Below are 14900 nucleotides of genomic sequence, written 5' to 3'. Positions count from 1 at the left end.
CCCCGGTGCCCCGGTGCCTTTTCACTGACGCGCGAGATGACGGGCAATCTCGCGCAACTCGCGCAGCATCCGTTCGCCTGCCGCGATGTACTGCGCCGGATCACCGGTCAGGACGCTGGCGCGGAACGTCTGCAGCGCGTGCTTCAGCGGTTCGTACCGGAGCACCGACGCGCCGCCGTCGACGCGATGAATCCACTGCCGCAGCGTGGCCGGCCCGGTGTCGGGTTCGTCCAGCAGACGTTGCAGTTCGTCCGCGTCCGAGACCATCGTCTGGGCGATGACCGCGATCAGCGCCTCGTCGCGCCCGCTGCTGCCGAAGCTCTGGTTGATGGCGGACCAGTCGAGATCCGGCAGCGCCCTTGCCTCGGTCGCGACGGCTACGGGACCTGAGCCCATCCCGGCGGCGGCCGCTCGGGAATCTGGGCCTGCATCGGCTTCGCACATACCGGCATTCGGCGCATCCGCTTCCTGGCTCGCCGATGCTTCGGGACCCGGCAGGCACTGCGGCGCAAACCGGGCGATGCATGCGACCAGATCACTGAGCTTTGCTGGCTTGTAAAGGCAGTCGTCCATCCCGGCGGCAACGCATTCGCCGCGCTCTTCACGCCCGACGCTCGCCGTCAGTCCGACGATCGGCATCCGGCGCGCGCCGTCTTCCCGGGCACGTATGCGTGTCGCGAGCGTGTAGCCGTCCATCTGCGGCATGTGGCAGTCCGTGATCAACAACGCGTAGTCCGCCGACTCCAAAGCCCCCAGCGCTTGCGCGCCGTCTTCGACGGCATCGCACGTGCAGCCGAGCAGTTCGAGCTGCTGCCGGATCAGATGACGGTTGATCGGGTTGTCTTCGGCAACCAGAATCAGAACGTGCTGGCGCAACGCGTCGTCGCGGCTGCGCGGCACGACCGGCGTGAACGCCAATGCGGGCGACTCCAGGCCGAGTTCCGCATCGCCGTGCAGTGCGGCGTTGCATACGGCGGAAACACCCTGCAACGTGACGGGATAAACGCCCAGATAAAAGACGTCTCCCACCCGCAGATACCCGCTGGACTTGGGCGCGGCCGTCGTGGGAATGACGGGCACGTCCGCCATCTGCTCGTGAACGGCAGGCTCGCGTCGATCGTGCGCAAGAAGTTCATCCGAACGCCGTTCTGCCGCCGTCAGATAGTCGTCGATGATCAGCTGACACTGCGCTGGCAACGTGCCGGCAGTGCCGGGGGACTCGTTCGGGTCCAGCGTCACCGCGACGCCTCCGAGCGTACGCACGGCTTGCGCCAGACTGCGCAACACATAGGCGTCACGGATACGCAGGCCAATCGTCACGCTCCCGAGCGGACAGCACTGAAACTCCCGCCGACAGACTTCCAGCGGCACACGAAACTCCACCCGCGTGCCACGGCCGATCTCGCCTTCCATGCCGATCGTGCCGCCGAGCATATCCACGACGCGCCGGCAGATCGACAGCCCGAGGCCCGTGCCGCCGAAGCGCCGCGTGGTCGAGGCTTCGGCTTGCACGAATGGCTGGAACAACTGCGCCTGCTGCTCGGCGCTGACGCCGATGCCCGTATCGGTGACGCGCCACACGACGGTTTGCACGCCATCCACTTCGTCCGCCAGTTCGATGTCGAGCTTGACGCTGCCCTCCGTGGTGAACTTGATCGCGTTGCTGAGCAGGTTGAAGAGAATCTGCCGTAGCCGCACGCCGTCGCTCCATACCACGGGCGCCACGGCCGCGTCGATGCACAACCCGAGCCGCAGGCCTTTTTCCTGCGCGCGCCAGAAAAGCAGGCCGAGGCTGCTCGTGCAGAGTTCGCGGATATCGACGGGCGCACGCTCGAGAACGATCTTGCCCGCTTCGATCTTCGAGTAGTCGAGAATATCGTTCAGTATCTGCAGCAACGATTCGGCGGCCTGCGAGATCAGCTTTACCTTGTCGGTCTGATCGGGGCGAAGGTCGCTGTGAGCCAGCAGTTCGATCAGGCCCAGGACGGCACTCATCGGCGTGCGTATTTCGTGGCTCATCGTCGCGAGAAAGTCGCTCTTCGCGCGAGACGCCTGCTCGGCCGCATCGCGGGCTGCGGCAAGCGCGGCCGCGTATTCGTGCTCCTGCTCCGCATTGCTCCAATAACCGTTCCAGACGAGATCTCCGTTGTCGGCTCTCTGCGGCACCGCGTGCAGCCGCGTCCACCTGAACGCGTCGTGGCGCTGCACGCGGACCTCGCGGCTGACGGCCGTCAAGGTCTGGCTGGCATTCCGAAGATCTTCTAAAAGCGCGTCCCGGTCGTCGGGATGGATGGACGACAACATGCTCGCGCCGACTTGCAGTTCGGCGCTGGTCTTGCCGAACAGCTCGACGGAATTTCCACTTAGCCACGTGTAACCGGGATCGCGATTCTTCGCGCGTCGAAACTGGAAGGCCGTCGCCGGCAACTGGCTCGTCACGTCGATCAGCCGAAGTTCCGCTTCGCGGCGCACCTGCGCCTCTTTGCGCAGCAGCCGCCGCGAGCGCCACAACACGGCGATGACCGCGAGCATCGCGATCGCGAAGGGCGCGATCTTCGTGGCGATGTCTCGCCAGGACGGACCGAGCACGTAGTTCGCGGTGAAATAGCGGTTCTGGATCGCCAGCCGCTCGGTGTCCGGCATCGAAGCCAGCGCGCGGTTGACGAGCGGCATGAGCCGGGCGGCCAGCGCCGGCGTCATCGCAATGCCCGTCCGTAGCGGAGGGCCGTCCGAGCCGATGACGCGAAGATTGCCGCCATGCATCCGCTGCAGCATGTAGTCGGCGGCCGCCAGATCGTCCACGTAGACATCGGCCGTTCCCTGGGCGACGGCATCCATGCCGGTTTCGATATCCGGAACGGCAATGATGCGCGCCTGCGGGGCAGCCGATATCACGAGCGAGCGCAAACCGCCGCCCTCGGTGACGGCCACGCGCTTGTTGTCGAGCTCGCGCATCTGGCCGATGGCTGGTGTATCCCGCGCGCCCACGACGACGACGGGATACGTCGCATACGGACGCGACACGGCGATGCCATGCAGCGCGGAATCGCCTGGCACGGCAACGGCGATGAGATCCAGCTTGCCGGATTGCAGCGCATTCACCGTGGCGGCGAAGTTAGGCAGGCGCTGGCGCACGAAGGTGATCCCCAGCTTGTCCGCCAGATAGCGAAGATAGTCGAGCGCCATGCCGTGCGGTTCGCCACCTTCGTCCACATACGCGTAGGGCGCCAGTCCCGTATCGACCGCTACGCGCAGCGGGGGCAGCGAGCGCAGATAGGCGCGCTCGTCATCGGTCAGAAAGAACGGTCCCGCGATCTGCCGCTGGATCGGCCCCGTGCTCATCCAGCGGCTCACGATGCGTTGGCGGGCATCGGCAGGCAGCGCGTTCAGCCGCTCGTTGAGCGTGTCGCGCAGCATTTGCCGTGCGCGGGGAAAGCCGAAATGGACGCCGCTTTCAGTTTCCCGGTAGCGATTGATTTCCGCCAGCCCGGCGAACTCGGGCTGCGACAGTGCGTATTCGACAACGGGCGCCAGCGTGATATAGACATCGGCATCGTTGTGCAGCACCGCGCTCAGGCCGGCGCGCGGATTGGGCACGTGCACGAAGACGGACTCCGGGTAGCGGTCGTGCGATACCCGCTCGATGTAAGAGCCGGCTTCCGTGGCGATGCGTTTGCCGGCGAGGCGCGGAAGCATGCTGCCCGCCGCGGCATCCGACGCGCGCCCGACCACCAGCACATCGGAATCGAAATAGGCATCGGAAAGCACCAGGCAGGGCCTCGGTCGGCCCGGCCCCTGGAGGCCGAGCACGATATCCACAGAGCCCGCGCATACGGCCGCGTTCAGTGATTCGAAGTCCGGAAAGATCTGAACCCGCACCTGCGTCGACGGGTCCAGAACGGCCTTCAGGAAATCGAATGCGGCGCCGGACAACTGACCGTTGTTCAGGATCACAATCGGGGGCCAGCCTTCTTCGACCACCCCGACGGTGACGTTGGCCGGCGTGGTCTGTGGTGGTGTCCGTGGTGTCTGTCCGACGGCCACGTTCGACAGTACGGCAAACGTCACCAGCAAGAGCAGGAGCAGTCTGATGCGAAAGATCGAAGTCTTGTGCATGGCACTCCGGAAAGACGCGAACAGCAAAGTCAACCGCCGACGTTGACGCGCGCGCGAGCCGCCCGCGCGGAATGAAGTTTGCGACCCAGACTACACGCGCTAATGCACCGACAGATAATTAGCTAGCCGTCTGTTGTCAAATGCATTTGAAAAGCGGGCCACTTCCGGAGTGACCCGTTCGGACGGAAGCGGAAGCGGGATCGGAGCGGAAAGCGAAATACTTGCCGCGTTTTGCAGAGACTCGAAGCGTCAAGGCATCGTGGGTTTCTGTCCAGGCGTGCCCCATGTTCACGGCCTGTCCAACGGGAGATGCAATGCCCTATCAAACAAACGAGGATCTTCCGGCGTCCGTCCGGGATCACCTGCCCTCTCACGCCCAGGATATCTATCGCGCCGCGTTCAATCACGCGTTCGAAGCGCATGCGGCCGATCCGCGTCGCGAAGAGGCGGCTCACCGGATCGCGTGGGCGGCCGTCAAACGATCCTACGACAAGCAAGGCGAGATGTGGGTCCGCAAATCCTAGCCGTGTCGTTGTGAAAACACGGCGCGCTTCGTGTCGCCAGGAACCGTGTGCCCGGATCGGGCGGCTTGCGCGGCGACTGGCGATTCCCCCGTGACATACGCGCGGGCCACGTCGCGTGCATCGCAAAGCCGCGTCCCCGGTTGCTTCATCGTTGCGGCCGCTGCGGCTGTCCCGTAACCGAGCGCTTCGCGAGGGACCGCGCCCTGGTCCAGCGCCCAGAGCATCCCGGCGAGAAAGCTGTCGCCTGCGCCGATCGCGCTTCGCACCTCGGTTTTCAGCGCGGGCATGCAGTAGGTCTCGTCGGACGTCACCAGCAGCGCGCCATTTTCCGCAAGCGTCAGCGCGACCATCCGTGCCTTGCCGTCCGCGATCAACGCCCGTGCCGCGTCGGCCTGGCTGCCGGCATCCGGCAGCGGCGAGCCCGTCAATTCGCGCAGTTCGTTGAGACTCGGCTTGACGATATCGACGAGTCCACTGTCCAGCACAGCGGCAAGCGCAGGCCCCGACGCATCGACGGCCACACGGATGTTCGGCCTCACGGCGACGGACGCGCGCGCAAGCTGAGCGTACGCATCGACGGGCACGCCGCGCGGCAGGCTGCCGCTCAGCACGAGAAAACGGGCGTCCCTCAGATTGGCGGCAAGGCTGCGCAGACAGGCATCCCATTCGTCCGCCATCACGTACGGTCCTGGGAGAACGAAGCGGTATTCCAATCCGCTCGACGATTCGACGACCGAGAAATTCTCGCGTGTCTCGCCGGCGATCTCCACCCAGCGCGTATCCAGCCCTTCGGCCGCGAGCAGGCTGCACAGCGTCCGGCCGTGATCGCCGCCCGCGAGAAAGAGCGCGGCACATCGCGCGCCCAGACGGTGCAGGACACGCGCGACATTGATCCCTCCGCCGCCCGGATCGCGTTGCGCCGCTTCGCATCGGAGCTTGCGCGTATCGACGATGCGATTGACGGACGTCGAAATATCGACGGCGGGATTCAACGTAACGGTGAGCATGTCGGTCATCACTATTTCCTTTACATCTCAGCCGGCTCGATGCGTTCGATGCGAAGCACGCTCTCGATGCATGCGTCGTTTCGATTTCTCATCGCCGGCAAGCGCTCGCATGAGCATCTATATGAGCGCCTACATCAACGCTCACATCAGCGGCATGACAGTGGGAAACGCGAGATGCGCCTGCACGTGCTTCACGCCCTTCACTTCGCTGGCGGCAATGCACAACGCTTTCTCTTCTTCGTCGGACTGGATCATTCCCCACAGATGCGCGACGCCATCGACGACGATCACATTCTCCTTCGGCAACGCCCACCGCTTGCCGTGCAAAGCGGCGACGATCGCCTCGGCGATTTCTCTATCGCTGACGGGCGCATCGTCGTGGACCGGCGGCGGCACGCTTGCGAGCGCACGGATCAGATTGGAGCGGCTCACGATGCCGACCAGCTTGCCGTCGCGCATAACCGGCACGCGCTTGATGCTGCGCCTTTCGATCATGTCGGCGATATCGATCAGCGATGTCTGCTCATCGACGGTCATCACCTCGGGCGTCATGACGTCGCCCACGAGGCGCCCATGCTCTTTCACGAAGATCGTCGCCAGCTCGCGCGTGGACGAAAGGAATTCCAGCCACCGGGGGTTTCTCGTCTGCGTCGATGTTTCGACACGCCGCAACAGGTCCCCCTCGCTGACGATGCCAACGAGAGCGCCGCTTTCGTCGACGACGGGCATGCCGCTTATCCTGTTCTCCACGAGAAGCTTCGCCGCTTCCTGAACAGTCATGTCAGGTTGTGCGCAAATCACAGATGGGGTCATCACGTCGATGGCTCGCATGGTTTTCTCCTGAAAACAGACGCGACTGAATGTGCGGTTCCGGCTGCATGAATACAGAGCCGGCCGATCCGATCTGATTCAAGCTTCCGTCTGCAGCGACCCTGCAGGGCTGATGCAGATCAACGGGCAGCGACTTGCGGGCAGTAACCTGAATGTGTAGCCAAAATGCGCCTTCTCCTTGCCCGCCACGGTCGCCGCCATTCATGACTCTTCTGCTGATCGCACTGAACGTGCTCGCGTTCGCCGTGGAGGCGCTCAATCCGAACTCGCTGATCGACGTCTTCGCGCTATGGCCACTGCGCGCGGCGGGCAGCGGCGTGCCCGCTTTTCATGCCTGGCAACTGCTGACGTATAGCGCGCTGCACGCCAGCGTGACGCATCTCGCGTTCAACATGCTGGGCCTGTTCATGTTCGGCAACGAGGTGGAGCGCGTGCTCGGCGGCCGGAAAATGCTCGCGCTTTATGTGACCAGCGTCGCGTGCGGAGGCATCGTGCAAATGCTGACCACGCTGTCGATGACGGGCGACGTCTATCCGACTATCGGCGCGTCGGCCGGCGTATTCGGCGTGCTCATCGCCTACGCGATGATGTTCCCGAGGCGCCGTGTCGTGCTGTTGTTCCCGCCCATTCCGATGCCCGCATGGCTCTTTGCCACTGGCTACGCCATGCTCGAACTGGTGCTCGGCGTCTCGCGCGAAGCCTCGGGTGTCGCGCATTTTGCGCATCTGGGCGGCATGGCGGGCGCGGTCGGACTGATCGCCTACTGGTCGGGCAAGCTGGATCGCGGTCCCGTCGACTGAAGTGATTCGACTGGCCCGAGCTCAAGCGCGCGCTGTATTGCGCATCTGACGTTCGCGCGGCTTCAACCCGAACAGGATTCCTTGTCGCGTCCGGCTTCGTTGTCTTCGTCGTGGCTCTCTTGCAGAGCGGGAAGCGGAACCTGCGCGGCCTGCGCCTCCGTCTCGACGGCCGGTCCCGCAGGCCTGGCCTGAGCGGACAACGCAGCGCCGTCGATCGCCGCCTGCAACAGCGCATGATCGAGCACTTCGCGCTCGAGCAGCAGCTTCGCGATCCGCTCCAGCGCGGCGCGCTGGCTGGAGAGCGTCGCCCCGACGCGCGCGTGCGCATCGTCGAGCATCCGGCGAATTTCCTCGTCGACGAGCCGCGCGGTGTCGTCGCTGCAGGAAGCGCCGCGCCAGCGTTCGAATCCCGGCAAGACGATCCGATCGGCGGATTCGCCGACCGTCGCGAGCCCCGTGCGCTCGCTCATCCCATATCGCGTCACCATGTGGCGGGCCATCGCGGTCGCGCGTTCGAGATCGTTCTCCGCGCCCGTCGATACGTCGCCGAACATGAGCTCCTCCGCGACCCGCCCGCCGAGCAGCACGTCGAGCCTGTCGAGCAGTTCGCTCTGACGCAGCACGTAGCGGTCCTCGGTGGGCACCTGCTGCGTGTAGCCGAGCGCCGCCACGCCGCGCGGAATGATCGACACTTTCTTCACCGGGTCGCAGTGCTCGCGGCTGTTCGCGACAAGCGCATGCCCCGCCTCGTGATACGCGATCGTGATCTTTTCCTGCGCGTTCATCACGCGGCTCTTGCGTTCCATGCCCGCCATCGCGCGGTCGATCGCCTCGTCGAAGTCCGCCATGTCGACAGCCTGCTTGTCCGCTTCGGCAGCGTGCAACGCGGCCTCGTTGACGACGTTGGCGAGGTCCGCGCCGACGAATCCCGGCGTGCGCGACGCCAGTTCATTCAGATCGACGCCGGCTGCCAGCTTCACGGTACGTGTGTGCACGGCGAGAATCTGACGCCTGCCGTTCAGATCGGGCCGGTCGATCGAGATATGCCGGTCGAAGCGGCCGGGACGCAACAGCGCCGGATCGAGCGTCTCCGGCCGGTTCGTCGCAGCCATGATGATGACGCCGGAGTTCGATCTGAAACCATCCATCTCGATGAGCAGCTGATTGAGCGTCTGCTCGCGCTCGTCGTTGCCCGACGTCAGACCCGCGCCGCGCACCTTGCCGAGCGCATCGAGTTCGTCGATGAAGACGATGCACGGCGCTTCCGCCTGCGCCTGTTCGAACAGATCGCGCACGCGGGCCGCGCCGACGCCGACGAACATCTCGACGAACGCCGCGCCGCTGACGGAATAGAACGGCACGCCCGCCTCGCCGGCAACGGCTTTCGCGAGCAGCGTCTTCCCGGTGCCGGGCGCGCCGACGATCAGCACGCCCTTTGGTATCTTGCCGCCGAGCCTGCGATAACGTTCGGCATCGCGCAGAAAGGCGACGATCTGCCGGAGTTCGGCTTTGGCTTCGTCGATGCCGGCGATGTCGTCGAAGGTGATGCCCGTTTCGTCCTGCACGAGGATGCGCGAATGACCGCGGCCGATCTTCGTGTATTCCTGCACGCCGCCCGAGCGCCGCCACAACAGGTTCCACACGAAGAACAGCGCCACCAGCGGAACGGCCCACGAAAGCAGCACGCCCGGCCATGCGCTGTCGGCGCCGCCCGTGTAGCGTATACCCGCGGCGGAAAGTCTCTGCGCGGGCCCGTCATCGGCGACGCGAACCGTCGTGAACCGCCAGGGCTCGCCACTTGCCTTCACGGCGGCCGCGTCCGATGCGGGCAACAACGAGGCCGCGCCCGGCATCTTGAGCGTGCCGCTGATCCGCGTCGGCGTCACTTCGAGGTCGTCCACCTGCCTCGCGGCAACGAGTTGCTGGAAATCGCTGTAGGCAACTTCCGTGGTCACGCGTTGCATCGTGAGGACCTGCACCGCAATGAGCAGCGCGACGAACACCGTGAGCGCGACACTCGCCAGATCGGACCAGCGAGCAGGTTTGCGGACATCGCGCGAAGGACGCTGGATGGGCATCGTGAGCTCTCGGGAACAAGGGGAAGGGCATGTCGGCAAATTGCGCGACTACAGGCGCCGACGTTGTGACATCAGCGCCGGGCTTGCGGCGCCGGATCGATGCCACGTGCGCCTCGACCTGCGTTGGTCAGCAGCGAACCGGCACGCCGTTCATCGGCGGCTTGCTGGACTGATGCATGCGCCTCGCCACGACCCGCGAGGCGCCACCGCTGCCAACTGCCAACTGTGAACCGCGAGCGGCCGCGATCACAACACCGCCGCGCCGGGCAACTCACTCACGCCACGCCCAGCTGGTCGACGACCCGCCGCACGCCCTGCACCTGCGACGCCGCGAGGCACGCTGCGCGCTTCTCGTCGAGCGAACCGACGGTGCCGGAGAGCGTCACGACGCCGTCGTGCGTATCGACGGATATGCTTTCGATTTCCCGCTGCAGACGCTCGCTGAGCGTCTGCGCGATCCGCACGGCGACATCGGCGGCGGGCGGCTCGCAAACGGCGAGCCGGTTGCTCACGCCGACGACGCCTTCCATCCGTCCGACCAGCATGTCGATCGCGTGCCGCTGCTTTTCCGTATCGACCCAGCCCGTGAGCGTCACGCAACCGCGCTCGGTCTCGACGCGCACGCGGTCGGCGGACAGATGCATCACTTTCGACAGCGTCGCGACGATGCGCGCGGCGAGCATCTCATCGGATCTGACATGGCCGCTTGCGGGCGGCAGCGACAGTTCGATGACGAGCGCGCGACAGTCCACGATACCGCGCAGCGTCTGTTCGACAATCTGTTTCTGCAACGCATTGGGCACCGTTCCCGTGAGCGTCACCACGCCGCCGTGAACGTGCACGCGGATTTGTCCCGCATCGATCGCCGCATCCGAATGCAACGATTGTTCGATCTCCCGCCGCAGTGCTTCATCCTGTTTCATTGCGGTCTCCATTTCTGCAAACGCATGACAGTCTCAGCATCGTCGATGGCGCGGCTCGGCGCTTGATGTCGATCAACGACTTGCGATCCGCACTGGCGCTTCGCCTGCCCGCTGCACCCGTCCCGGCCCCGTTGACTCAGATCAAGCCGACGTCCAGCGCCCACGCTTAAATGACCAGACACAGTCCACTACGGTTGCGCGAAATGAGCGCCATCCGTCGAACCACGCGGAGGTCTGCCATGTCACGCAGTAAGTTCGCATTTCAGCCGGATGCACGGCAGTTGCCGATCGCGGCGCAACGGCCCGACGCGGCAGTTTGCGCGAGCACAGCCGGTCCCCTTCGGTGGTCGCTTTCATGCGGCGCAGCAGCGCATTCCGACGCCGCCTGGCTGTTGCTGCTCGCATGCCTGCTGGCGATTGCGACACTGCTCGCCGCTCCGATGCCCTTCGCGGCGCCGGGTTCGCACGACGCCGTCTCGCTTGTCGCGATTCTTGTCTACCACCGCTTTTCCGACACGGACGACGATTCGACGGCCGTTCGCGTCGCCACGTTCCGCGCGCATCTGCGCTTCCTGCGAGAGCGCGGCTACGAGATCGTGCCGCTACGCCAGATCGTCGCGTGGCTGCGCGAGCCGCGCGCGCCGTTACCGCCGAAAGCCGTTGCGCTGACCGTCGACGATGCCGAGCAATCCGTCTATGAACAGCTGTTGCCGATTGCACAGCGTGAGCAGTTGCCCGTCACGCTGTTCGTCTATCCGTCCGCGATCTCGAAGGCGTCGTGTGCGTTGACCTGGGAGCAATTGCGTGCGATGCGCGCGACGGCTCTGTTCGATGTGCAGTCGCACACCGGCTGGCATCCGGGCTTCGCCGTCGAACGCAGCCGCCAATCGTCTGCTGCGTTCGAGCGTTTCGCGACAGCACGACTGCAAGATTCGCGCGAACAGATCGAAGCCGAACTCGGCACGCATACCGACATGCTCGCCTGGCCATTCGGCATTTGCGACGTCGACGTCATGCGTATTGCGAGCGAGCTCGGCTATGTCGCCGGGTTCACGCTGAACGCTCGTCGCGTCGAAAAGTCTTCGACGTTGCTGGCTTTGCCCCGGTTCCCGATGGTCGACGATGTGACGCCGCGCATCCTCGGCCGTCTGCTCGGCGAGCCCGACACGCCATCTGTCCATGCGCCGCGCGCACGCTCATGACAGCGCGCGCCGCTTATGGGCACGCAAGCGCGCGCGCAACAGTCGCGGCATCGCGCTCGTCCGGACGCCGCACGCGATGTATGCTCAGGCTTTCGCCGTATGCAACGCTACCTGCGCTATCGACGGACGCACAGAGCCGATCATGTGGTATGCCCTCATCGACGCACAACGACGCCTGACCCGGGCGATGGCCGAAAGGCTGCCGGAAGAATCCGCGTGTCCGCCTGCTGCGCAAGCGCCCTGGGTCGTGCCCGGCGAAGCGGCGAGTGCGTTCCGACACTGGCTGCTCAGATCCACGTGTGCGTTCGAGCAGGCGCCGCCGTTCGCGATCGATGCCGTCACGGGCAACGGATGCCGGATTCCCATCGATGAATCCGTCGTCGACACGCTGCCCGTCGGCACGCTGCGCAAATTCACGCGCAACCGCATCGCGCCGGAGCCGGCCGGAAAATGGCCCGTCATGCTGTGCTCGCCGCTTGCCGGCCATCACGCGGTGATGATGCGGGAAACGATCGAAACGTTGCTCGAACACCGCGACGTCTATATCACCGACTGGGCCGACGCCCGCGACGTGCCCCCCGAAGCCGGCCCTCTGCCGCTCGACGATTACGTGCTCGCGCTCGAACGCTTCATGCGCACCGCTCGCGCGCACGGAACGCCCGTACACGTGATGGCCGTCTGCCAGGCGACCGTGCCGGCGCTCGCGGCGGCCGCCTTGCTCGCGAGTTCGCAGGACGCGCCATTCGCCAGCGTCGCGCTGCTGGGAGGGCCGATCGATACGCGTCTGCATCCGACGCTCATCGACCGCTTCGCCCGTTCGCACACGCTCGACTGGTTTCGCACCAACGCGATCGACGCCGTGCCCGCGCCATATCGCGGAGCCGGACGGCACGTGTATCCGGGCTTCGTCCAGCAGGCGGCCATCAACGCCGCGCACCCGGAACGGCATCTACGCCTCGAAGGCCGCTACTGGGCGAGCTGGCTCGCAGGCGACATGCCCGGCGCGCTGCAAGCGCTGCGTTCGCTGAACGAGTACGCCGCCGTGCTCGATATGGCGGAATGCTATTTCCTCGACATTATTCGCGTCGTGTTTCATGAACATCTGATGCCGCGCCGGACATGGTCGGTCGCGGGACGGCACGTGATGACGGACGCACTTCGCGATACGCCCCTATGCACGGTAGAAGGCGACGACGACGACATCACGGGCCAAGGCCAAACCCATTGCGCGCACGAACTGTGCAACACGTCGCGAGCGCAGGCAGGCGGGAAGATCACCGTTGCGCACTGCAACCACTACGACCTCTTTACGGGCGAGCGCTGGCGCGACGTCGTGCATCCCGGCCTGCGCGACTTCTGGCGCGATATCGAAAACGCCGTGTCCGCAATCCCGCACAGGCGACGCGAGACAAGACCCGCTAACCGGAGACAGGCATGACGCGCCGACGAGGGCGCAAGGAGCCTATATCCCGCCACCGCCGTGCTGATGCCGCGCATCGCGGTGCGCAACACGCGGCAAACCGTATCCGGGCCGCGCAGCGCAGCGTGCGCGGGCTCGATGCCGCGATGCAAAGGCCTCGCATGTATCGTCATCCGGCGGGCAGGATCGTCAGGATCGAAACGCATATCTCCGTTGTGTATCTCGCAGGGCGCTTCGCGTACAAGATCATCAAGCCCGTCGCTCCCGGCTTCGCGGACTTCACGGCGGCCGAGACGCGACGGCGCTGCTGTGAAGCGCAGGTGCGGCTGAACAGGCCACTCGCGCGCGCCCTGTATCTGGGCGTGCTGCCCATCGCGCGCCACGCTGGACGCTTGCAATTCGGCGCAAGCGGTGCCGCAATCGAACATGCGGTGAAGATGCGCCGCTTCGACGAGGCCACACTCTTTTCGACTCTGGCAAAGCACTCAGCGCTCACGCCGCGCGATATCGACGACGCGGCTCAACGGCTCGCCGACTATCATCGGCATGCGCCGCGCAACGTGCCTGTGTCCCGATATGGCAGCGCTGCGCTGCTTCGCGCGCAGGTGGAAGCCGTCAACGCATCGCTGCTGGCAAACGTCAGTCATCCGGCGCTACATGAGATCGCCGCATGGTGCGCGCAACAACTCGACAAGCACGCGTCCGCTCTCGATCGACGCCGCGTAGATGGCTTCGTGCGCGGTTGTCATGGCGATCTGCACCTCGATAACGTGGTGCGCTGGCACAGTCGGATCGCGATGTTCGATTGCATCGATTTCGACGATGCGCTGCGCTGGATCGACGTCGCAAATGACGTCGCGTTTCTCGTCATGGATCTGCGCGCGCGTGCCGGAGCGCGTCTGGCAAACCGGCTGCTGAATGGCTGGCTCGAAGTATCCGGCGACTATTCCGCGCTTGCGCCGATGCCGTTGTACGTCGTATATCGCGCGCTGGTGCGCGCATGGGTCGCGCACCTGAAGGGCAGGAATGCATCTGCCCGCAGAGCCGCCAATGCCGCGCTCGATACGCAGCGCTACATCGAGGTCGCCTGCGCGGAAATACGGCGGCCTGGTCCTGTCTTGTTGCTCTGTCACGGCTATTCGGGCTCGGGCAAATCGGTCGCGAGCCGCGCGTTGGCTGAACTGAGCAGCGCCGTGCATCTGTCGAGCGACATCGAACGCAAGCGGTTGATCTCACTGCGTGCATCGAATGACCGCCTTGGCGTCGAGCACTACACGCACATGGCGCGCGATGCGATATACGACCATCTGCTTCGACTCGCATCCGATGTGCTTCGGCACGGGAACAGCGCGATCGTCGACGCGACATTCATCATGTGCATCCACCGCAGCGCGTTTGTCGCGCTTGCGGAGCGCCTTCGCGTTCCTGTTCTAATTCTCGACTTTCACGCCGAGCCGTCCGTGCTCATCGAACGCATCGAGGCGCGCAATCGGGGCCCACGTGATGCATCCGACGCCGATGTGTCGACGCTCACGCTGCAACTTGCAAGCGCCGATCCACTGACGGACGATGAAAAAGCATTGACCTTCACCTTCGATACGGCGGTCCCGCTTGCGTCATTCGACTCAACCGCTTACTGGCAGCCTGTTATCGAACTCATGCAGCGCGCCGCCGAGCCCGCCGAGCCATCAGCGCAAGCGTGCTAGTATGACATCCCTTAAATACGTTGAATAATTAAACGCCTTGGTTATCATGTCGGGATGAGCCGAGGCCGTCATGCAACGTCAGTGAAGCTGACGAAGAAAGAAAAAAAGAAACTCCTGTCGCTGATCGCACAGAAGACGGCCCCGCAGCGGGATGTGATGCGGGCTCGGATTGCGTTGTGGGCACATGAGGGACACTCGAATACCGTGATTGCGCGAGAGCTCGGTGTATCGGTGCAGACGGTCAGCACGTGGCGCAAGCGCATTGCGCGGCAAGGCGCACAGGGCATTCGGGA

At 64.9% G+C, this 14900-nt stretch carries 11 protein-coding genes; 6 read left to right on the top strand and 5 right to left on the bottom strand.

Annotation, left to right across the window (positions count from 1 at the left end):
- Positions 1–21: 21 nt before the first annotated feature.
- A complete protein-coding gene (locus tag GCT13_RS35415) occupies positions 22–4116 on the bottom strand; it encodes an ATP-binding protein (protein WP_152766336.1) in 4095 nt (1364 codons plus the stop codon).
- A gap of 314 nt (positions 4117–4430) precedes the next feature.
- Here GCT13_RS35415 and GCT13_RS35410 point away from each other — a divergent pair, with 314 nt between their 5' ends.
- A complete protein-coding gene (locus tag GCT13_RS35410; RefSeq protein ID WP_152766334.1) occupies positions 4431–4640 on the top strand; it encodes a ChaB family protein in 210 nt (69 codons plus the stop codon).
- Here GCT13_RS35410 and GCT13_RS35405 read toward each other — a convergent pair.
- Positions 4637–5656 carry a 1-phosphofructokinase family hexose kinase gene (locus GCT13_RS35405; protein WP_152766331.1) on the bottom strand — a complete coding sequence of 340 codons (1020 nt, stop codon included), beginning with the start codon at positions 5654–5656 and terminating at the stop codon, positions 4637–4639. The two genes, GCT13_RS35410 and GCT13_RS35405, sit on opposite strands and share 4 nt — an antisense overlap.
- A gap of 132 nt (positions 5657–5788) precedes the next feature.
- Positions 5789–6478 (bottom strand): CBS domain-containing protein, encoded by a 690-nt coding sequence (locus GCT13_RS35400; protein ID WP_152766329.1) that lies wholly within the window; start codon positions 6476–6478, stop codon positions 5789–5791.
- 203 nt (positions 6479–6681) lie between these two features.
- Here GCT13_RS35400 and GCT13_RS35395 point away from each other — a divergent pair, with 203 nt between their 5' ends.
- Entirely contained in the window at positions 6682–7278 is a 597-nt protein-coding gene (locus GCT13_RS35395) for a rhomboid family intramembrane serine protease (RefSeq protein WP_152766327.1), read from the top strand.
- 62 nt (positions 7279–7340) lie between these two features.
- Here GCT13_RS35395 and ftsH read toward each other — a convergent pair whose 3' ends face one another.
- Both ftsH and GCT13_RS35385 read right to left on the bottom strand, forming a co-directional pair.
- Complete coding sequence (gene ftsH / locus GCT13_RS35390) at positions 7341–9242, bottom strand: ATP-dependent zinc metalloprotease FtsH (protein ID WP_407670910.1); 1902 nt, start codon at positions 9240–9242, stop codon at positions 7341–7343.
- A gap of 389 nt (positions 9243–9631) precedes the next feature.
- Positions 9632–10279: a BON domain-containing protein gene (locus GCT13_RS35385; RefSeq protein WP_193727839.1), complete on the bottom strand. Its 648-nt coding sequence runs from the start codon at positions 10277–10279 to the stop codon at positions 9632–9634.
- A 239-nt stretch (positions 10280–10518) separates the two neighbouring features.
- Here GCT13_RS35385 and GCT13_RS35380 point away from each other — a divergent pair, with 239 nt between their 5' ends.
- The 4 genes from GCT13_RS35380 to GCT13_RS35365 all read left to right on the top strand — a co-directional run.
- The gene (locus tag GCT13_RS35380; protein ID WP_227747182.1) at positions 10519–11481 is read left to right on the top strand and encodes a polysaccharide deacetylase family protein; all 963 of its coding nucleotides are present in this window, start codon (positions 10519–10521) and stop codon (positions 11479–11481) included.
- Between the two features lie 142 nt (positions 11482–11623).
- On the top strand, positions 11624–12919 hold the full coding sequence (gene phaZ / locus GCT13_RS35375; RefSeq protein WP_152766321.1) for a polyhydroxyalkanoate depolymerase: 1296 nt from the start codon (positions 11624–11626) through the stop codon (positions 12917–12919).
- Positions 12916–14607, top strand: a complete 1692-nt coding sequence (locus GCT13_RS35370) for a bifunctional aminoglycoside phosphotransferase/ATP-binding protein (RefSeq protein WP_152766319.1) — start codon at positions 12916–12918, stop codon at positions 14605–14607. Before phaZ ends, GCT13_RS35370 begins: the two co-directional genes overlap by 4 nt.
- An 81-nt stretch (positions 14608–14688) precedes the next feature.
- Positions 14689–14900, top strand: a 212-nt coding sequence (locus GCT13_RS35365; RefSeq protein ID WP_321574835.1) for a helix-turn-helix domain-containing protein, incomplete at its 3' end; no start/stop codon positions are given.

This window comes from Paraburkholderia franconis, assembly GCF_009362735.1.
Lineage (GTDB): Bacteria > Pseudomonadota > Gammaproteobacteria > Burkholderiales > Burkholderiaceae > Paraburkholderia > Paraburkholderia franconis.
This window is presented reverse-complemented; position numbering and strand designations above follow the sequence as displayed.

Coding starts and splice junctions, on each gene's coding strand:
- GCT13_RS35405 (WP_152766331.1), bottom strand. CDS start 5,656: ATGACCGACATGCTCACCGTTACGTTGAATCCCGCCGTCGATATTTCG.
- GCT13_RS35370 (WP_152766319.1), top strand. CDS start 12,916: ATGACGCGCCGACGAGGGCGCAAGGAGCCTATATCCCGCCACCGCCGT.
- GCT13_RS35410 (WP_152766334.1), top strand. CDS start 4,431: ATGCCCTATCAAACAAACGAGGATCTTCCGGCGTCCGTCCGGGATCAC.
- GCT13_RS35395 (WP_152766327.1), top strand. CDS start 6,682: ATGACTCTTCTGCTGATCGCACTGAACGTGCTCGCGTTCGCCGTGGAG.
- GCT13_RS35400 (WP_152766329.1), bottom strand. CDS start 6,478: ATGCGAGCCATCGACGTGATGACCCCATCTGTGATTTGCGCACAACCT.
- GCT13_RS35415 (WP_152766336.1), bottom strand. CDS start 4,116: ATGCACAAGACTTCGATCTTTCGCATCAGACTGCTCCTGCTCTTGCTG.
- phaZ (WP_152766321.1), top strand. CDS start 11,624: ATGTGGTATGCCCTCATCGACGCACAACGACGCCTGACCCGGGCGATG.
- GCT13_RS35380 (WP_227747182.1), top strand. CDS start 10,519: ATGTCACGCAGTAAGTTCGCATTTCAGCCGGATGCACGGCAGTTGCCG.
- GCT13_RS35385 (WP_193727839.1), bottom strand. CDS start 10,279: ATGAAACAGGATGAAGCACTGCGGCGGGAGATCGAACAATCGTTGCAT.
- ftsH (WP_407670910.1), bottom strand. CDS start 9,242: ATGCAACGCGTGACCACGGAAGTTGCCTACAGCGATTTCCAGCAACTC.